This is a genomic window from Brachybacterium sp. GPGPB12, from assembly GCF_038396325.1.
In the GTDB taxonomy this organism is placed as follows: Bacteria; Actinomycetota; Actinomycetes; order Actinomycetales; family Dermabacteraceae; genus Brachybacterium; species Brachybacterium conglomeratum.
Genome location: NZ_CP149573.1, coordinates 3,244,818 through 3,263,848 on the forward strand (window position 1 = coordinate 3,244,818; position 19,031 = coordinate 3,263,848).

The 19,031-nt window shown below is 72.6% G+C and carries 12 protein-coding genes, 1 tRNA gene and 8 pseudogenes; 13 read left to right on the top strand and 8 right to left on the bottom strand.

Annotated elements, in window-relative coordinates:
* Positions 1–5: 5 nt before the first annotated feature.
* The 3 genes and pseudogenes from WKH84_RS18990 to WKH84_RS19000 all read right to left on the bottom strand — a co-directional run bounded on the left by WKH84_RS18990 (position 6) and on the right by WKH84_RS19000 (position 2,780).
* Complete coding sequence (locus WKH84_RS18990; protein ID WP_341854759.1) at positions 6–341, bottom strand: hypothetical protein; 336 nt, start codon at positions 339–341, stop codon at positions 6–8.
* A 62-nt stretch (positions 342–403) separates the two neighbouring features.
* Positions 404–2,060: pseudogene (locus tag WKH84_RS18995) on the bottom strand (DNA repair helicase XPB).
* Between the two features lie 132 nt (positions 2,061–2,192).
* On the bottom strand, positions 2,193–2,780 hold the full coding sequence (locus WKH84_RS19000; protein ID WP_341854760.1) for a hypothetical protein: 588 nt from the start codon (positions 2,778–2,780) through the stop codon (positions 2,193–2,195).
* Between the two features lie 511 nt (positions 2,781–3,291).
* Here WKH84_RS19000 and gndA point away from each other — a divergent pair.
* Positions 3,292–4,751: pseudogene (gndA, locus tag WKH84_RS19005) on the top strand (NADP-dependent phosphogluconate dehydrogenase).
* A gap of 130 nt (positions 4,752–4,881) precedes the next feature.
* Here the strand turns inward: gndA and WKH84_RS19010 are convergent.
* A complete protein-coding gene (locus tag WKH84_RS19010; RefSeq protein ID WP_341854761.1) occupies positions 4,882–5,673 on the bottom strand; it encodes a helicase-associated domain-containing protein in 792 nt (263 codons plus the stop codon).
* 84 nt (positions 5,674–5,757) lie between these two features.
* Complete coding sequence (locus WKH84_RS19015; RefSeq protein ID WP_341854762.1) at positions 5,758–6,729, bottom strand: hypothetical protein; 972 nt, start codon at positions 6,727–6,729, stop codon at positions 5,758–5,760.
* Between the two features lie 378 nt (positions 6,730–7,107).
* Here WKH84_RS19015 and WKH84_RS19020 point away from each other — a divergent pair.
* A tRNA-Leu gene (locus WKH84_RS19020) sits at positions 7,108–7,181 on the top strand.
* Between the two features lie 49 nt (positions 7,182–7,230).
* Positions 7,231–7,881, top strand: a complete 651-nt coding sequence (locus WKH84_RS19025) for an alanine racemase (protein ID WP_341854763.1) — start codon at positions 7,231–7,233, stop codon at positions 7,879–7,881.
* On the opposite strand, the gene WKH84_RS19030 is transcribed toward WKH84_RS19025, so the two are convergent.
* Positions 7,858–9,150 carry an ROK family protein gene (locus WKH84_RS19030; protein WP_341854764.1) on the bottom strand — a complete coding sequence of 431 codons (1,293 nt, stop codon included), beginning with the start codon at positions 9,148–9,150 and terminating at the stop codon, positions 7,858–7,860. The two genes, WKH84_RS19025 and WKH84_RS19030, sit on opposite strands and share 24 nt — an antisense overlap.
* A 190-nt stretch (positions 9,151–9,340) precedes the next feature.
* Here WKH84_RS19030 and WKH84_RS19035 point away from each other — a divergent pair, with 190 nt between their 5' ends.
* From WKH84_RS19035 to cls, 10 genes and pseudogenes are all read left to right on the top strand, one after another.
* Complete coding sequence (locus WKH84_RS19035; RefSeq protein ID WP_341854765.1) at positions 9,341–10,648, top strand: MFS transporter; 1,308 nt, start codon at positions 9,341–9,343, stop codon at positions 10,646–10,648.
* Positions 10,649–11,048: 400 nt separating this feature from the next.
* Positions 11,049–11,243 (top strand): annotated as a pseudogene (locus WKH84_RS19040) (PLP-dependent transferase); the annotation flags it as partial.
* Between the two features lie 73 nt (positions 11,244–11,316).
* A pseudogene (locus tag WKH84_RS19045) lies at positions 11,317–11,439 on the top strand (methionine biosynthesis PLP-dependent protein); the annotation flags it as partial.
* Positions 11,440–11,542: 103 nt separating this feature from the next.
* Positions 11,543–11,650 (top strand): annotated as a pseudogene (locus WKH84_RS19050) (PLP-dependent transferase); the annotation flags it as partial.
* Between the two features lie 101 nt (positions 11,651–11,751).
* Entirely contained in the window at positions 11,752–12,117 is a 366-nt protein-coding gene (locus WKH84_RS19055) for a PLP-dependent transferase (protein WP_341854766.1), read from the top strand.
* A gap of 202 nt (positions 12,118–12,319) precedes the next feature.
* Positions 12,320–12,994 carry a transporter substrate-binding domain-containing protein gene (locus WKH84_RS19060; protein WP_341854767.1) on the top strand — a complete coding sequence of 225 codons (675 nt, stop codon included), beginning with the start codon at positions 12,320–12,322 and terminating at the stop codon, positions 12,992–12,994.
* A 6-nt stretch (positions 12,995–13,000) separates the two neighbouring features.
* Entirely contained in the window at positions 13,001–13,666 is a 666-nt protein-coding gene (locus WKH84_RS19065; RefSeq protein WP_341854768.1) for an amino acid ABC transporter permease, read from the top strand.
* A pseudogene (locus WKH84_RS19070) lies at positions 13,653–14,428 on the top strand (amino acid ABC transporter ATP-binding protein). Before WKH84_RS19065 ends, WKH84_RS19070 begins: the two are co-directional and overlap by 14 nt.
* 369 nt (positions 14,429–14,797) lie before the next feature.
* Positions 14,798–15,532, top strand: a pseudogene (locus WKH84_RS19075) (Bax inhibitor-1/YccA family protein).
* Between the two features lie 107 nt (positions 15,533–15,639).
* A pseudogene (gene cls, locus WKH84_RS19080) lies at positions 15,640–17,124 on the top strand (cardiolipin synthase).
* Positions 17,125–17,167: 43 nt separating this feature from the next.
* On the opposite strand, the gene WKH84_RS19085 reads toward cls, so the two are convergent.
* Positions 17,168–18,004, bottom strand: coding sequence for a hypothetical protein (locus WKH84_RS19085; protein WP_341854769.1), 837 nt, complete (start codon positions 18,002–18,004; stop codon positions 17,168–17,170).
* On the bottom strand, positions 18,001–18,768 hold the full coding sequence (locus WKH84_RS19090; RefSeq protein WP_341854770.1) for a hypothetical protein: 768 nt from the start codon (positions 18,766–18,768) through the stop codon (positions 18,001–18,003). The genes WKH84_RS19085 and WKH84_RS19090 overlap by 4 nt, the downstream gene beginning before the upstream one ends.
* Positions 18,769–19,031: the final 263 nt, after the last annotated feature.

Below are 19,031 nucleotides of genomic sequence, written 5' to 3' on the forward strand. Positions count from 1 at the left end.
GAAGATCAGCAGCAAGCACCAGCACGATCGCGCCGAGGATCAGCGCGATCCAGGTCGTCGCGGTCTTGCCGCCGGAGGAGGGCGGGATGTCGGCGGGCTCCTCGGCGGCGGGGCGCCCGGCGGCACGGCGACCGGTCGGGGCGGTGGCAGCGGTGTCCTCGTGACGCGGGGCGGGGGCGTCGGGGGCGGCGTCCGGACGCGGGGCGTCGGCGCGCGGGGCGTCGCCGGTGCCGGAGGTGCGGCTGGGATCGTCGGGTGCGGTCATGTCGATCTCCTGGGGACGGCCGACGGGGCGGCGGGGAAGCGCCGGCGGAGCCGGCGGGGATGTCGTGCGTGTTCACTGTAACGACGTCGCGTCCCCTCGCCGTGGAGCCGGGCCGACGGATATGCGACCCGGGACCGCTCAGCCCGCGTCGAGCGCCCCGTCCAGGCGCTCGGCGTCCACGATCGAGTAGGCGTAGCCCTGCTCGGCGAGGAACCGCTGACGGTGGGCGGCGAAGTCCTGGTCCTGGGTGTCGCGCATGACGACGGTGTAGAAGTGCGCGGAGCGCCCGTCGGCCTTGGGGCGAAGCAGGCGGCCGAGGCGCTGGGCCTCCTCCTGGCGGGAGCCGAAGGCGCCGCTGACCTGGATCGCGACGGAGGCCTCGGGCAGGTCGACCGAGAAGTTCGCGACCTTCGAGACGACCAGGCGGTCGATCCGGCCCTCGCGGAAGTCGGCGAACAGCCGCTGGCGACGCTTGACGGGGGTCTGCCCGGTCAGCGACTCCGCGCCGAGGTGCTCGGCGATCTCCTCGAGCTGGTCGAGGTACTGGCCGATCACCAGCAGCGGCTCCCCGGGATGGGCGCGGGCGATCCGCTCGACCACCGGCACCTTCGCGCCGTGCGCGGCGCCGAGGCGGGGCCGGTCGGAGGCCTCCGCCATCGCGTAGGCCATGCGGTCCGAGGCGGGCAGGGTCACCCGCACCTCGGTACAGACGGCCGGGGCGATGTAGCCCTGCGCCTCGATGTCCTTCCACGGCGCGTCGTAGCGCTTCGGCCCGATCAGCGAGAAGACCTCGCCCTCGCGGCCGTCCTCGCGCACGAGCGTCGCGGTCAGACCCAGGCGGCGCCGGGCCTGCAGGTCCGCGGTCATCCGGAACACGGGCGCAGGCAGCAGGTGCACCTCGTCATAGAGGATCAGACCCCAGTCGCGGGCGCTCATCAGCTCCAGGTGCGGGTGGACGCCCTTCCGCTTCATGGTCAGGACCTGGTACGTGGCGATCGTGACCGGACGTATCTCCTTCGTCGTGCCGGAGTACTCGCCGATCTCGTCCTCGGTGAGGGTGGTGCGGGCCAGCGGCTCGTCCCGCCACTGGCGGGCGGAGACGGTGTTGGTCACCAGGATCAGCGTGGTGCGCGCATCGCGGCCATCGCCCCGGCGCCGACCAGGGTCTTGCCCGCGCCGCAGGGGAGGACCACCACCCCCGAGCCGCCGTGGCGGAAGCCGTCCACCGCCTCGGTCTGGTACGGGCGCAGCCGCCAGCCGTCCTCCGCCAGCGCGATCGGGTGTGCCTCCCCGTCGACGTAGCCGGCGAGGTCCTCGGCGGGCCAGCCGAGCTTCAGCGCCGCCTGCTTGAGCGCGCCCCGCTCGGAGGGATGGACCCTGACCGTGGTGTCGTCGACGCGCTCGCCGAGCATGCCCTGGACCCGCTTGGCGCGGGTGACCTCCTCGAGCACCGCGCGGTCCAGGCCGTGCGGCGACGAGCCCGTGCCGCGGGTCGGAGAGCAGCCTGCAGGCGGCCGTAACGGTCCATCGTGTCCGCCACGTCGATCAGCAGCGAGTGGGGGACCGGGTAGCGGGAGTGGTCCACGAGCGCCGCGACGACGGTCTCCGCGTCGTAGCCGGCGGCGCGCGCGTTCCACAGCCCGAGGTCGGTGATGCGGTAGGTGTGCACGTGCTCGGGCGCCCGCTCGAGCTCGGCGAAGGCCGCGATCGCGATCCGGGCGGCCTGCGCCGAGGGATGGTCGACCTCGAGCAGGAGGGACTTGTCGCTCTGGACGATGAGGGGGCCGTCGGTCATCGGATCAGGCTACGTCCAGTCCGGGCCGGCGAGGAGGCGACGTGAGGGGCGCCTCCCCGGGCCGGCACGTGCACGAGCCCGCGCTCCCAGGACGGGGCGCGGGCTCGGATGCGGGGTGCGGCGGGGCCGGGATCAGGCGGGCAGGGACGGGGTGCGCCCGTTGACCCTCTCGTAGAGCCCGATCTGGAGCAAGACGGTGAAGGGGATGACCGCGATGAAGCCGACGACCAGCGTCCCGCCGACCGAGGAGACCACCATCGTGATCAGGAAGCCGACGATCGTGACGCCGAGGTTCGACGTGGCCGTCGAGACCGACTCCCGCGCGCCTGGCCGGGGGACGCTCCGCGCGCCGCCGCGGGGATCGCGTAGAACAGCAAGACGGCGGCGATGATGCCGGGCAGGTAGAGCGAAGACCGAGCCGATCATCACGATCACGAGCACCAGCACGGCGGTGATGACCACCCGGCCGGGGCCGGTCAGGCCCTGCCGGAAGCTCGGACGCTCGCCGCCTGCGAGGATCCCGCCGGCCTGCGCGGCACCGGCCTGCCACAGCGCTCCGACCACTCCGGTGACCAGCACCAGCACGAAGCACAGCGCGAAGATCACGATCATCTGGCCGACGGAGGGATCGCCACCCGCCGACGAGGACGTCTCGACCATCGCGATCGAGAGGAAGAGCGTGAGGGCGAAGCCGACGCCGAGCACCACGACCATGGCCACGGCGTAGAGCGCGCCGACGCCCAGCAGCGCCGCGGCCGCGCCGCGCAGCGAGGCCGGTGCCCGCGAAGCGCAGGCCCGCCCCGAGGTCGGCGCCGAGGTCGGTGCCCGGGGCTGGACCGGGAGCGCCGGCGGCGCCCTGCGGTGCGGCGCCGGGGGAGCCGTGGGCCGGTGCGCCCTGCGGCTGTGCGCCGTGGGCGAAGGGGTCCTGGCCGTACGGGTCGTGGGCGCGCGGGGCGCCGGGAGACGGTCGCGGATCGTACGGGGATTGAGTCATCGGGTGGCTCGCTCTCGAGGTGTGTCCGGGCGTGCGGGGAGAGCGTCCTCCCGCTTTCCCCGGGGCGACGGTACCGTGTCGACGGCCACCCTCGCGCGGCAAGCGCTGGCACACGGAAACGTCTCGGGCCGGAATTCCCTAGGATGGACCGCGATGGGTCGGGCCCGCGATGCCCGCCGACGCCCTCGGCGCCGCGGTTCGGCCCGGCTCGACAGTCACTCGATCTGAGGAGATCCCATGGCCAGCTTTGCTCCGTCCCCTGCCGATGTCGCGGACATCGGCGTCACCGGTATGGCGGTGATGGGCTCGAACCTCGCTCGCAACTTCGCCCGCAACGGCTTCAAGGTCGCGATCCACAACCGCTCCGTCGGCAAGACCGAGACGGTCATGGACAACTACGCCTCCGAGGGCGAGTTCTACCCGTCCGAGTCCATGGCGGACTTCGTCGCCTCCCTGCAGAAGCCGCGCGTGGCGATCATCATGGTCAAGGCCGGCAAGCCCACCGACGCCGTGATCGACGAGCTCGCCTCCCTCATGGAGGAGGGCGACATCATCGTCGACGCGGGCAACGCCCTGTTCGGCGACACCCGCCGTCGTGAGGCCGCGGCGCGCGAGAAGGGCCTGCACTTCGTCGGCTCCGGCGTCTCCGGCGGTGAGGAGGGCGCCCTGAACGGCCCCTCGATCATGCCCGGCGGCACCAAGGAGTCCTACGACCGCCTCGGCCCGATGTTCGAGAAGATCTCCGCCCACGTGGACGGCGTCCCCGTCGCACCCACGTCGGCGCCGACGGTGCGGGCCACTTCGTGAAGATGGTCCACAACGGCATCGAGTACGCGGACATGCAGGTCATCTCCGAGGCCTACGACATGATGTCCAAGGCGCTGGGCATGGGCGCCTCCGAGATCGGCGACGTCTTCGCCGAGTGGAACAAGGGCGATCTGGAGTCCTTCCTCATCGAGATCACCGCCGAGGTGCTCCACCACACCGACCAGACCTCAGGCAAGCCCTTCGTCGACGTCATCCTCGACCGCGCCGCCCAGAAGGGCACCGGCGCCTGGACCGTGCAGACCGCGCTGGACCTCGGCGTCCCGGTCACCGGCATCGCCGAGGCGACCTTCGCCCGCTCCACCTCCGGCTCGACCCCGCAGCGCGAGGCCGCCCGCGGAGTGCTGAAGGCCGAGGCGCAGACCCTCGAGATCGCCGATAAGGCGCAGTTCATCGACGATCTCCAGAAGGCGCTGTACGCGGCGAAGCTCGTCTCCTACTCGCAGGGCTTCGACGAGATCGCGGCCGGCGCGAAGGAGTACGGCTGGGACATCGACCTCGGCGCGATGGCGCGGATCTGGCGCGGCGGTCGCATCATCCGCGCCCGCTTCCTCAACCGCATCACCGAGGCCTACGAGCGCGACGCGAACCTGCCGCTGCTCCTGGCCGATGCGTACTTCACCGAGGAGATCGCCAAGTGCATCCCGGCCTGGCGCCGCATCGTCGCCTTCGCGGCGGCCTCCGGCTACCCGGTCCCGGTCTTCTCCTCGACCCTGTCCTACTACGACGCGGTGCGCGCCGAGCGCCTCCCGGCCGCCCTGGTCCAGGCCCAGCGCGACTACTTCGGCGCCCACACCTACCAGCGCGTGGACACCGAGGGCACCTTCCACGTCGAGTGGACCCAGGACCGTCGCGAGACCAAGCAGGACTGATCGCGCTCGCGCAGGACTGATCGACGCGCGGCATAGCCGCTGAGTCACGAAGACCCCGGACCATGTGGTCCGGGGTCTTCGTCATTCTGAGGACGCATCGATCCGCGGGACGAGACGCGCGGGGTAGAGCTCAGCCGAGCGTCACCCGGTGCACGAGCACCGTGAACTCCTCCTGACTGCCGGACTCGCGGGCCCGCGGCCGGCCGCCCTCGAGGGAGAGCGGGAGGGCCTGCTTGACGACCACGCCGCCCTGCCCGTCGACGATGCCGAGCGGGATCGCGGTGGACCGGGCGATCGCGTCCAGCGACCGGTCGGTGACGCTGAGGTCGGTGCCGCCCTCCTCGGCGTCGCGGATCCGCGCGACCGCCTCCGCGGCGGGGATCCGCGGCTCCGGGCCCTCGACCGTCACGAGATCAGGATCGACGGGCCCCGGGCGCAGCGAGTGCGACAGCTCCTCGGACACGGGCTTCCCGTCGGGGCCGACGGCCTGCGGCGACAGCCCGGCCTGCCGGGCGATCTGCAGGGCGAAGCCCGGATCCGAGAGGGTCACGGCGACGGTCGGCGCGAGACGGTGCGGCCCCAGCGGCACCGCCTCGGACGCGGCCTGCAGCAGGTCCAGCACCTCGGGCTCGGCGGTGAGGACGGTCGAGGCGCGGGAGACCTGCACCCGGCCGTGCCGTCGCTGCTCATCGCGCAGGAGGTAGGTCAGGGCCTGCGGGACGGGGGAGCGGGAGACGTCCTCGAGCAGGGCGAGCAGCGCCTCGGCATCGCGGCCGTCGCCGAGGGCCCGCCGCACCGTGGCGGCGCTGAAGCGGAGCGTGAGCGCGCCACCGTGGGAGATCACCTCGGTCCAGTCCAGCGGCGGGAGCAGGCGCTCGGCGGGGCGGCCCGGGATTACGGCGGTGAGGTCGGCGTCCAGCAAAGACCTCCTCGACCGGGGCGGGGGCGACCTCCTCCAGCGCCGCGGCGAGGCGGGCGTCGGCGGTGGTGATGTCCTCGTCGAGGGTCAGGACCAGTGCCTGGCCGAGCACGGTGAGGTCGCCGCCGTCGAGCACGCCGAGTGCCCGGCCCTCGACCAGCGGCGCCGAGGTCTCCTCCCGCGAAGACCTCGGAGGGCACCAGCGGGAACGCCCAGGCGAGCGCCGCGACGAGCGAGTCCTCGGTCGCGTCCACACCCGGGCTCGTGAGCAGCAGGCGCAAAGAGGCTGACGCGGCGGGTGCGCACGCCGTCGCGTCGGGTGAGGTCCGACAGCAGCGAGCGGCCCGTCCCCGAGGAGTCGGGGGTGCCGACCACGGCGGCGAGGTGGTGCCCGCGTGCCCAGGCGAGCACGAGCTCGGCCCAGCGCTGGGACGGGGGCAAGATCCGGTGCACGTCCCAGTCGCGGGTGGGATGCCATTCCTGGCCGTCATGGCCGATGAGCCCGGCCTGCCAGGCGCTCTGCAGCACGGTCGCGTGGTCCAGCAGCGGGGCGCCGGCGCGCTCGGCGAGGCGGCGCAGGTCCCGCTGGGGGAGTCCTCCGCGCTTGAGCACCCCGGGCGGGTCCTCGTCGAAACCGCGCACGGTGCCGAGCAGGCGCGGCGCCTCGAACGCCCGCTCGACGGCCTGCGCCGTGCGGGAGCCGGGGATCCGCTCGGCGACCTCCGGACCCTCGAGCACGGGGCGGCGCGCCGTGTGGCTGCGACGCACCCTCCCGTCGCGCAGGGCGAGGTGCACGGAGCGGGGGATGTGCAGGCTCTCCCCGTCGGGCTCGACGATCCCGGCCTGGCGCGGCGCGGCGGCGAGCTTCCCGCGCCGGTGACGGCGCTGGGCCCCCAGGCGAGCGCGTCGAGCGCCGGGCCGAGCCGGTCGCGGGCCGCCTCGACGCGGCGCGCGGCCTCCTCGGCGTCGGGATCGGCGGCGGTCGCGGCGGCGAGCCCGGCCGGAGTGCGCAGGCCGTCGCGCAGCGGCCGCAGCAGGTGCGGCTCGTCCTCGCCCCACACGATCGCGAGGGTGATCAGCCGCTCGAGGGACAGGGCGATCGTCGCCGGGTCGGAGGACACCGCGGCGGCGAGATCGGCGGGGGAGGAGCCGTCCTCGAGCACGGCGAGCGCCTCGACGAGATGCGGCTCGGGCAGGGTGAGCGAGTCCAGCGCGCGGCGGGCGGAGGTGCCGCCCCCGGCGCGCGCGGCCAGGGGGCCGATCCCCCGGGGCAGGGGCGAGGCGAGATCCGGTCGGGCGACAAGCAGGGCCTCGAGGCGGTCGTCGCCGAACCGTCGCAGGGAGTCCGCGAGGGACCGGATCACAGCGGTCATGATGCATTCCAGCATAGGGTGACGCCGCCGCCGGTCGCACCACCGCGAGCGCCGGCGCGTGCACGCCCCCATAGCCCAATCGGCAGAGGCGGCCGCCTTAAAAGCGGCACAGTGCGGGTTCGAGTCCCGCTGGGGGCACCGGATGCCCGCGTGCCGGGCACGCCCGGGATCGGCCACAATGGAGGTCATGACCGCCTCCTCCGCCGACCCCCAGCTCATCGCCCGCCTCGACGAGGTGCTCGGGCGGATCGACGCCGCCGCGGCCCGTGCCGGGCGCGACGGCGCGGAGATCACGCCGCTGCTGGCCACCAAGACCCGCACCCCCGCGCAGATCGCGGAGATGATCGAGTTGCTGCAAGAGCGCGGCCGACGGATCGCGGTGGGGGAGAACCGGGCCCAGGAGATCGCCAAGCACGAGGACCCGCTCCTCGCGGGCAACGGCGTGCCCCGGCACTTCATCGGCCGGCTCCAGACGAACAAGGCCCGCGACGTGATCGCCTTCGCCGAGCTCGTGCACAGCGTGGACAGGGACGACATCGCCGACGCCCTGGAGCGCCGGTCCGAGCTCGCGGACGTCCGCCGCGACGTGCTGGTGCAGGTCAACACCTCGGGCGAGGAGTCCAAGGGCGGCTATGCCCCGACCGTTGAGGCGCTCGCGCCGATCGTGGAGCGCCTGCGCGGCAGCGAGCACCTGCGCCCAATCGGCCTCATGACCATCGGGGCGAACACGAGCGACGAGACCGCGGTGCGCGCCTCGCTGCGCTCCCTGCGCGAGCGCGCGACGCCCTGCGCGAGCGGCTCGAGATCCCCGAGCTCACCGAGCTGTCGATGGGGATGAGCGGCGACCTCGAGATCGCCGTCGAGGAGGGCGCGACCATCGTGCGCGTCGGCTCGGCGCTCTTCGGTCCCCGGGACTGACCCGGCTCCGCCAAGCGACTCCCCGAGGATCGACCCGACTCCTCGGGTCGACTGGTCGCTCCGGGCCGACGCCTGCTACCGGGCCGGCCCGCCGCGTCACTCGGGGCCGACGAGCACCTGCGGCAGACCGTACTCGTGCTCGAGCACCTCGCAGGCCGCACCCACGGCGATCAGGTCCATGCCGCGGGTGGAGAGCATCACCTCGACGTGCACCCACGGCTCGTCGCTGAGCCCGGCGGTCAGCGCCTCGCGGATCGCGTCCATCGACGCCTCGTCGTCGCTCGTGGACGGTCCGCCCGCCGAGCACCACGCGGTCCACGTCCACCAGGCGCACCAGGTTCACCACCACCTCGGCGAGGATGCGAGCGGCGAGCTCGTCCTCCCCTCGCTCGAGCGCGGCCCGGTGCTCCCTCTGCGCGCGACCGCGGCGGCCGCAGGGGCAGGGGATCCCGTCCATCCGCACCACGGTGTGGCCGATCTCGCCGGCGTGGGAGTGGGCGCCGCGCACGATCTGGTCGTCCAGGCACAGCGCCGCCCCGAGCCCGTCCTCGACCAGCAGCAGCGCGGCATTGCGGAGCGGCCCGGGCTGGGACCAGGCCTCGCCCACCAGCGCCGCACGGGAGTCGTGGTCCAGCGGCACCGGCATGCCGAGCTCCTCGGCGAGCAGGCGGCGGATCGGGGCGCCCCGCCAGGGATCGGGGTCGGAGGTGCCGCGGTAGACGCCCTCCTCCCCGTCCACCGGGCCGGGCATCCCGACGCCGACGCCGAGCAGGATCCCCGGACCGACGTCCTGCGCCGCGCGGGCCTCGTCGGCGAGCGTGGCGACCAGCTCGGGCACCGGCTGGAGGCGGCCGATCTCGAGCTCGCGGCGCTCGAGGATCTCCCCGGTGAGATCGACCACGACGGAGTGGAGCCGCGAGCGGGTCAGGTGCGACCCGATCGCACGGCGCGAGCCGGGGACGATCTCGTACAGGGTCGTGGGCTTGCCGGGGCCCGAGGTCACGGTGCCGGCCTCCTCGACGAGGCCGCGCTCCATCAGCCGCGCCAGGATCTTCGAGATCGCCTGCGGGGTCACCTGCGGCTCCTGGGCGAGGGCGGAGCGGGAGACCGGGTCGCCGCGGCGCGCGACGGCGAGGACGGCGGCGTCGTGCGCGCCCGCCATGCGGTCCAGCGGGGTGGTCGGTCTCACGCGGTCATCCTCGCACGTCGCCCCGGCGTGACCAGGCGGTGACTCGCATTCGCGCGTGGGCGGCGAGGATGTGATCCGTCCGATTCCCACGCACCCCTTGACGTATCGCAACAGCGTTTGCTTATTCTTGTGCCCCGGGTCGATGGAGCCCGTCCCCTGACCGTCCGCTCCCGAACTCCGAGGTCCCCTCATGACCCTCCTCGACACCCCGCGCCCCGCCGCCTCCGAGCTCAGCCCGACCCGCGTCCGCCTCGCCCTGCTCGCGATCGCGCTGGGAGGCTTCGGCATCGGCGGCTCCGAATTCGTCTCCATGGGCCTGCTGCCCGGCATCGCCCACGGCCTGTCGCCCGAGATGATGGCCGCCGACCCCGAGGGCGGCATCGCCCGCGCCGGCATCGCGATCACCGCCTACGCCCTCGGCGTCGTCGTCGGCGCCCCCGCCCTGGCGCTCCTCTCGGTGCGCTGGAGCCGCACCACGATGATCATCTTGCTCGCGATCGCGCTCGCCGTCGGCACCCTGCTCTCCGGCGTGATGCCGACCTTCGAGCTCACCGTGCTCGCCCGCTTCGTCGCCGGCATCCCGCACGGCGCCTACTTCGGCGTCGCCTCGCTGCTGGCCGCCTCCCTGATGGGCCCCGGCGGCCAGGGCAAGGGCACGGCGCTCGCCCTGTCCGGGCTGACCGTCGCGAACCTGATCGGCGTCCCGATCCTCACCGCCGTCGGCCAGGCGGCCGGCTGGCGCGTGGTCTACCTGCCGCTGGCCGGCGTGTTCGTCGCGACGTTCGCAGCCCTCTACCTGACCCTCCCGCACCAGGAGAAGGCGATCGGCCGCCGCATGGTCGACGAGCTCGTGGCGCTCAAGCGCCTCCAGCTGTGGATCGTCATCGGCATCGCCGCGGTCGGCTTCTCCGGCGCCTTCGCCGTGTTCAGCTACGTCGCCGACATCACCACCCAGGTCACCGGCGCCCCCGAGAGCTCCGTGCCGTGGGTGCTCGCCGCCGCAGGCCTCGGCATGACCATTGGCAACATCGTCGGCGGCGTGACCACCGACCGCTCCCTGAAGGGCACCCTGCTGATCGGCTTCCCGCTGTACATCACCGCGCTCGTGGTGCTCTTCGCCGTCGCCCACACCTCGCTGACCGCCCTGATCATCGCGTTCTTCGCGGCGAACCTGGTGAACTCCTCGCTGAGCCCCGCGATGCAGACCTGGATGATCCGCATCGCCCACCGCTCCGAGCCGCTGGGCGCCTCGATGAACCAGGCCGCCTTCAACGTCGCCAACGCCCTCGGCGCCACCCTGGGCGGCGCCGTGATCGCCGCGGGCTTCGGCTACGAGGCGCCGATGGTGGTCGCGATCGTGCTGGCGAGCACCGGCTTCGCCATGGTCGTCACCACGCTGATCGCGCTGAAGGTCCGCTCGCGCCGCACCCTCCAGGTGCTCAGCGAGCACGAGGAGACCATCACCGGCTCGATCCCCGTCGTCCCGGCCGGCGTCTGAGCGCGGCGGGCGTCCCGTCGGCGCCCGATCCCGCTGGACTCCCGCCGCGAGGGCCCGCGACCATCACGGTCGCGGGCCCTCGTGCATCCTCGGGGCCGACGGGCGCCGCGTGCGACGCGCGCGTCGGACCGCCGGTCGCCGGGTCGGCCCCGCAGGGCGCCGTGGGGCCGAGGCGCGGCTCGGCGGGAACGGGTCCCACGTCCCTGCCCATAAAGTGATCTTGGGCGCAGTGTCGGCTCCACTTGGGCGTCACAGTCGTTCATTTCACCTGGCCGCCGGGGAGGCGGCGACCTAGTGTGACCGCATACCCGACGTCCCCCGATGAGGAGTCGCCGTGCACATCCAGACCGCCGCCGTGCACACCCTGCGCGATTTCGAGCACGGAGCCGTCGTCCCGCCGGTGCACCTGGCCTCGACCTTCGAGCTCGACCCCGCCACCGAGGACGGCGCCTACGCCTACCAGCGCGGGGCGAACCCCACCCGCGCCCAGCTCGAGCAGGTCCTCGCGGCGCTGGACGGCGCCCGCCACGGCTTCGCCTTCGCCTCCGGCATGGCCGCGACCGCCGCCTCGCTGTCCACCCTCGAGGTCGGCGACGAGGTGATCCTCCCTGCGAGCGTCTACGGCGGCACCTATCGCCTGGTCGACCTCGTGCTCGCCGGGACGTGGCATCACCGGCCGCTTCGTCGCGGACCTCGCCGAGCTCACCGACGAGGACTTCACCCCCGCCACGCGCGCCGTCTTCGTCGAGACTCCCGCGAACCCGACACTGCGCATCACCGACCTGCGCCGCATCGTCGAGCTCGCCCACCGCCACGACGCTCTCGTGATCGTGGACAACACCTTCATGACGCCCGTCTTCGCAGAAGCCGCTCGCGCTCGGCGTCGACATCGTCGTGCAGTCGGCCACGAAGTACCTCGCCGGCCACTCCGACCTCCTCGCCGGGGCCGTCACCACCGACGACGACGGGCTCGCCGACGCGCTCCGCCTCGCCCAGAAGGCCCAGGGCGGGGTGCTCGGCCCGCAGGACTCCTTCCGGCTGATCCAGTCGATCAAGACCCTCCCGCGCGCCTGGAGCGACAGCAGGCCAACGCCGAGGCGATCGTGGAGCATCTTCGCGGTCACGAGCGCATCGCCCGGGTCTGGTACCCCGGCTCGCACAGCGAGGAGGAGGCGCGCCTGCACGACGCCCAGGCCACAGGCCGCGGCGCCGTGCTCTCCTTCGAGCTCGCCGACGGCCTGGACCGCGTCGCCTTCCTGCGCGCCCTGCGCTACCCGGCCTACGCGGTGAGCCTCGGCGGCGTCGAGTCGCTGATCTGCCGCCCCGCCACCATGACCCACGAGGCGATGACCCCCGAGGCCCAGGCCGCGGCGGGCATCAGCACCGAGATCTTGCGCCTCAGCGTCGGCATCGAGGACCTCGCCGATCTCCTCGAGGACCTCGACCAGGCCCTCGCCGCCGCCGGCTGATCCGCCCCCCCCGACCGCTACCCACCGCAGAGGACATCACCATGAGCCCCGCTCCACGCCCCACCCGTCGTCTGGCCCTCGCCCTCGGCGGCACCTCCGTGCTCGCCGTCCTGGCGGCCTGCGGCTCCGAGGGAGGCTCCGGCGCCTCCGACGGCGGCGGCGCGGCGAGGACGTCCTCGCCCGGATCCAGGAGAGCGGCACCGTGCGCATCGGGCTCGAGGGCACCTATCGCCCCTACGCCTTCCACGACGGCTCCGGCGAGCTCGTCGGCTTCGAGAAGGAGATCGCCGATCGCATCGCCGAGGGGCTCGGGGCGACGCCCGAGTACGTCGAGACCGAATGGGACTCCCTCATCGCGGGGCTCGACGTGGACCGCTACGACCTCGTGGTCAACAACGTCGGCATCACCCCCGAGCGCGAGGAGGTCTACGCCTTCTCCGAGCCCTACGCCCGCTCGATCGGCCGGGTCGCCGTGCCCGCGGATTCCGAGGTGCAGACCCTCGCCGAGCTCGACGGCGCGCGCGCGGCCCAGACCGCGACCAGCAACTGGGCCGCCCAGATGGAGGATCTCGGCGCCGAGATCGTGCCGGTCCAGGGCTTCGCCGAGGCGATCGAGCTGGTGCTCCAGGGCCGGGCCGACGCGACCGCGAACGACCTGATCTCCTTCCAGACGTACCAGGAGGAGCATCCGGAGGCGGACTTCCGTCTCCTCGACGAGGAGTCGCCCGACGAGACGACCGTCGGCGTGATCATGCAGCAGGGGCAGGAGCCGCCGCTGACCGAGGTGAACGCGATCCTCGAGGAGATGAAGCAGGACGGCTCGCTGAGGGCGATCTACGAGGAGTGGGTGGGCCAGGACATCACCCCGGAGGGCTGAGGCGCCGTGCCCCGCTTCCTCGAGCTGTGGATCGAGTCCCTCCCGCGGCCGCTCGCCGCGCTGGTCCAGGTCACGATCCCGCTGTCCCTGCTGTCCTTCGCGATCGCGCTGGTGATCGCGGTGCTGGTCGCGCTCGCGCGCCTGTACTCCCCGGCGCCGCTGAAGGCCGTGGCCTGGGCGTACGTGCAGGTGTTCCGCGGCACCCCGCTGGTGGTGCGACTGTTCATCGTCTACTTCGGGCTCCCGGGCATCGGCATCGAGCTCGCCGCCTTCCCCGCGGCCGTGATCACGCTCGCGCTGAACACCGGCGCCTACGCCTCGGAGGCCGTGCGCGCCTCGATCCTCTCCATCCCGCGCGGCCAGTTCGAGGCGGCCAGGTCCCTGAACCTCGCGCGCGCGGCGACCTTCCGCCGCGTGGTCGCCCCGCAGGCGATGCGGATCGTGCTCCCGCCGCTCGCGAACGACTTCATCGACCTGGTCAAGGGCACCAGCCTGGTCTTCGCGATCACGCTCATCGATCTGTTCCAGGTGGGGCGGCAGGTCGCGGCGACCACCTACGAGCCGCTGATCATGTACACCCTGGTGGCCCTGATCTATCTCCTCGTGGTGTCGCTGCTGAGCCTCGGGCAGAACCAGCTCGAGAGGAAGGTGTCCGCCCATGTCCGCGCCTGAGAACGCCCCCGACGCCCGGCCGCCGCTGAGCGTGGCCGGCCTGCGCAAGACCTTCGGGCGCCTCGTCGCCCTCGAGGGGGTCTCGCTGGAGATCGAGCGCGGCACCACGACGGTGTCGCTGGGCCCCTCGGGCTCGGGCAAGTCCACCCTCGCTGCGGCCGCCTGAACCTGCTCGAGCGACCCGATGCGGGGACCCTCGACCTGGGCGACGGCCCGATCGACGTGGGCGGCCGGCTCCCGGCCCGGACCGTCCGACAGATCCGCTCCCGCTCGACGATGGTCTTCCAGCAGTTCAACCTCTTCCCGCACCTGACCGCCCTCGGGAACGTCACCCTCGCCCCGATCGAGAACCTGGGCCTGGACCGGGCGGAGGCCGAGAGACGCGGGCGCGAGCCGCTGGGGAAGGTGGGTCTCGCCGACAAGGCGGAGGCCTATCCCGAACGGCTCTCCGGCGGCCAGCAGCGGCGCGTCGCGATCGCCCGGGCACTGGCCATGGACCCCGACGTCTCGCTGTTCGACGAGCCGACCTCCGCGCTGGACCCCGAGCTGGCCGCCGAGGTGGTCGCAGTGCTCTCCGACCTCGCCGCCGAGCACCGCACCCTCGTGGTGGTCACTCATTCGCTCGCCTTCGCCCGACGGGTCGCGGACCGGGTGGTCTTCCTCGAGGACGGGCGGATCCTCCAGGACGGCGACCCGGAGGAGTTCTTCTCCAGCACCGAAGAGCGCCTGCGCCGCTTCCGCGAGGTGATCAGCTCCGTCTGAGCCGGCGGGGCCCGGCGCCTGCACGAGGAGCGCCGGCACGGGCGAGGAGCGGCGCGGCGGCGGCCCCGAGCGCGGGTCACGCTTCGCTCACGGCGCAGAGCACGCCCAGGTGGATCTCGGGAACGCCCGTTAGGCTGGGCGGGTCGGTCCGGTGGACCCTGTCGAGCTCCGCCGTCGACCCCCGATCATTCCCACGTGAGGAGTCACATGGCACGCCACAACATCGTGTTCGGCCGTGACCAGGCAGTGCAGCAGGGCGGCGGCGCGTACAGCGGCCCCCGCTTCGGCCAGGGCGCACAGACCGGACCCGCTTCCGATACCCAGTGGTCCTCCGGCTTCGGCCAGCAGGGCGGCGACCAGCTCGAGGCGATGTACGCCCGCCCGGCCGCCACCGGCCACGACACCGGTCGCATGACCATGCGCGATGCGCTCAACGCCATCAGCGCGACCCTCGGCGTGATCATCGTGGTCGGCTTCGCCGTCGCGATGATGCCGCTCGCCCTCGGCCTCGTCGCCGGCGACCAGGGGGTCCAGGCGGGTCTCGCGCTCACCGGCGTCGCGACCCTCGTCGGCCTGATCGGTGGACTCGTCCTGTCGCTGGTCAACATCTTCAAGAAGCGACCCTCGCCGATCCTGGTGCTCGCCTACGCGGCCTTCGAGGGCCTGTTCCTCGGCGGGCTCAGCGGGACGATGGAATTCATCTACCCCGGCATCGCGATGCAGGCCGTGGTCGGCACCCTCGCGGTGGCCGCCACCGTGCTGGTCCTCTTCCGGGTCGGCATCCTGCGCACCTCCCCCGCCTGAACAAGATCTTCATGGTCGCGATGGTCGCGTACCTGCTGTTCGGGCTCGTGAACATCGGCTACCTCTTTGCTCTCCGGGCAGAGCCTGCGCGACGGCGTGCTCGGCCTCGTCATCGGCGGCCTCGCCGTCGTCATGGCCTCCTACTCGCTGGTGATGGACTTCGAGGACGTCCAGCGCTCCGTCGAGGCGGGCACGCCGCGGAAGTACGCCTGGCGCCTCGGCTTCGGCATCGCCGTGACCATGGTGTGGCTGTACGTCGAGGTGCCGCGGATCCTGATGATCCTGCGCGGCAACGACTGACGCCACCGCGCGGCGCCGCCGGTGTCGCACTCCGTATGCTGAACGGCGGGCCCCTGGGGCCCGCTGTTCTGCCGCCCGGCGTTCGACCATGCAGGAGGAGACCACCGATGGGACTGTGGCAGTGGGTGCTCGACAACTGGGCCCTGGTGTGGACCTATCTCTACGTCGGCATCGATGTCGTCCTGCGGCTGATCAGCCTGGTCGTCGTCCCCCGGAACCGTCGGCCCGGCTCGGCGCTCGCCTGGTCGCTGGCGATCATGGTGTCGCCGATCGTCGGCTTCCCGCTGTTCCTCTTTGCTGGGCCGTTCCCAGCTCCCGAAGCGCCGGCTCGCGAAGCAGAAGGCCGTGAACCGGTCGCTGCGGGTGCGGGCCCACGAGATCCCCGACAGCGAGCTCGACGAGGACGCGCCCAGCTGGCTGCAGTCCGCCGTGCGGCTCAACCGCGAGCTCGGCGCCTTCCCGCTGACCGGAAAGAACTCGGCTGAGCTCGAGATCGACTACGACACCTCGATCGCGCGGATGGCGGAGGACATCCGCACCGCGCGCGAGAGCGTCCACGTGCTCTTCTACATCATGGGCCTCGACGAGGTCACCGAGGACTTCTTCGAGGCGCTCGCGGAACGGGCCGACGCCGGCGTGACCGTGAGGGTGCTGTACGACCACTGGGGCGCGGTCAGCCACCGCGCCGTGTACCGCGCGATGCGGCAGAAGCTCGACGCCCACGGCATCCAGCACGCTCCGATGATGCCGATCCGCCTGTTCCGCGACGGTGCCTTCCAGCGCCCGGACCTGCGCAACCACCGCAAGATGGTCATCGTCGACGGCGAGGTCGGCTGGATGGGCGACCAGAACCTCATCGCCGCCCACTACGACAAGCCCGCGAACATCCGCCGCGGCCTGCACTGGCAGGAGACGATGGCCCGCTTCCGCGGCCCGATCGTCTCGGAGCTGAACCTGCTGTTCGCCTCAGACTGGTACTACGAGTCCGACGAGATCTCGCCCGTGGAGACGCTGGTGAGGCCCTCCCCGGACTCCTCCGGCACCTACGAGTGCCAGCTCGTGCCCAGCGGCCCCGGCTTCGTCGCGGAGAACAACCTGCTGCTGTTCAACCAGCTGTTCTACTCGGCGGCCCGGCGCATCGTCGCGGTCTCGCCCTACTTCGTGCCCGACGAGTCGATGCTCTCGGCCCTCATCACCGCCGCGCGGCGCGGGGTCGAGGTGGAGCTGTTCGTCTCCGAGATCGGCGATCAGTTCCTGGTCTTCCACGCCCAGCGCTCCTACTACTCGACGCCGCTGGATGCGGGGGTCAAGATCTGGCTCTACCGCGCCCCGACGATCCTGCACGCCAAGCATGTCACGATCGACGACTCGGTCAGCGTGATCGGCTCCTCCAACATGGACATGCGCTCGTTCCTGCTGCAGATGGAGTGCTCGCTGATGGTGGGCGGCACCGACTTCATGGAGAAGATGCGCGAGGTGGAGGACACCTACCGCTCCCGCGACCGGCGCTGACGCGCGAGGAGTGGGAGTCCCGGCCCCGCACCATGCAGGTCATCGACAACCTCTGCCGCCTCGCCTCCTCCGTGGTGTGAGGGAGCGCCCCGGCCGAGCGGCGGGCCTGGGCAGGGGAGGAGCTCAGGCGACGCCGGTGAGGGACTCGAGGGCCTCGGCGGCGGCCTCCTCGTGCTCGGCGACGCCGACCGCGGTCTCGAGCATGAACACGCTCGGACCCTGCGGGGTGTCCAGCACGATGACCGTCAGGCTCGTCGCGGAGGTCAACTCCATCGGGGCCTTCGCGAAGTTCACGGTCGCGGTGGTGCGATAGCCGGGCAGGCCCGCGATCGTCACCGGTTCGGTGACCTGGTCGTCGAGCGTGCGCCCCTCGGTGTCTCCCCAGATCGACGCGGCGAAGTAGCACGCGACGATCTTCTCGGAGGCGACCTCGTTGCCCGGGTACTCGATGCCGGGTCGCCACTCGACCGCGCCGACGAACATTCCCGAGTACCAGCCGTCCTCGGCCTGCGCATAGGCGCCCTGGGCGTCGTTCACGTACGCGACGCCGCGGGGCGTCTGCCGCTGGTCGTAGACCGCGGGCGGGATGAACTGCAGGCCCCCGCCGCGCGGCTTCCCGGAGGGGTTGTCGCCGGCGCGCTCCATGGTCTCCGGGCGCCAGCGGCGCTCCTCCTCGACCTCGCCCGTCGGGGTCGCCGACGCGCTCGCAGAGGCGCTCGACGGGTCCGTCGTGGTCGCGGTCCCGCCGGAGGCGGGTTCGCCGTCGTTCCCGCGGAGCACGAGATAGCCGATGGTGCCGCCGACGATCAGCAGGAACACCGCGGCGAAGGCGATCCCGCCGATCAGCAGCGGCGTCGCCCGGCCCCCGCCCCCGCCGGGGGTGGCGGGCTGGGTGGGGGTGAACTGCGGTCCGGTGTGCACGGTTTGCTCCTGCAGGGAGATCGGGAAGCGGTCGGTCACTCGACGACGTCGAGGCTCGCGATGATGTCCTCGAGGTTCTGGACATGCTCGGGCTGATCGGCGGCGACGTCGCTGGCCAGGGCGCTGGGGCCGTTCGGCGTCTCCACGACGATCGACGTGACGATCGAGGCGCTCGAGGTGTCCAGCACCTCGGGGTCCTCGAAGTGGTAGGTGGCCTGGACGATCCAGGCGGCGGTGCCGTCCACCGTCATCACCTCGGAGCGGTAGTCGGTCACCTCCGGGTGCTCGCCGAAGTGGGAGACGACCCCGGAGGTGGTGGCGTAGCACTGGAAGATCGCGACGGCCGAGGCCTCGAGACCGGGATAGCCGCCCTCGTCCTCGGGGAAGGTGACCCGGCCGAGGTTCACGACGCTGTACCAGCCGCCCTCGACCCGTCGGCCGTCGGCCGCGATCTCGGTGAGATAGGGCAGGGAGTGGACGGCCCAGCCGTCGCCCCAGCCCTCGGGGCTGGTGTACTCCAGCCCGCCGCCGCGCACCGTGCCCGTACCGGAGGGTCGCGGCGGGGTCGTGTTCTGCGGGACCGTGCACTCGGTGGTGGGAGCCTGGGTGAAGATCGGCGGGGGAGGGGCGATGTCCGGGTCCTCGGGATCGGGGACGTACTCGGACTGGCCTTCGGCGCCGCGGGGCCCGGTCGAATAGGCCGACGGGTCCGGATCCTCGAGCACGGAGCGGAAGACGGTCTGGGAGAGGATCAGCGCCAGCACGAGCAGGATGACGACCGAGCCGCCGATCACGGCGATCATCGTCAGCCGGGTGCGGTGGCAGGCGCGCTCGCTCGGCTCGCCGAGGGTCGCCGGCCCGTGGTCCTCGCCGAAGTCGGGGAGTCCCGTCGGGGAGGTCGAGGAGGCGAAGTCGGGCAGGGGGCGCTCTCGGGCGAGCCCTCGCCGTGCGGCTCCTGCGTCATCGGCACCTCCCCTGTCCCGGGCCCTGTCCCCGGTCGCCTCCCGGCGGGGTCCCCGTGACCCCCGTCCGGGGGAGATTGTCCCACGACCGGGCGCGTCCGCCG

Coding starts and splice junctions, on each gene's coding strand:
- WKH84_RS19025 (WP_341854763.1), top strand. CDS start 7,231: ATGACCGCCTCCTCCGCCGACCCCCAGCTCATCGCCCGCCTCGACGAG.
- WKH84_RS19035 (WP_341854765.1), top strand. CDS start 9,341: ATGACCCTCCTCGACACCCCGCGCCCCGCCGCCTCCGAGCTCAGCCCG.
- WKH84_RS19090 (WP_341854770.1), bottom strand. CDS start 18,768: ATGATCGCCGTGATCGGCGGCTCGGTCGTCATCCTGCTCGTGCTGGCG.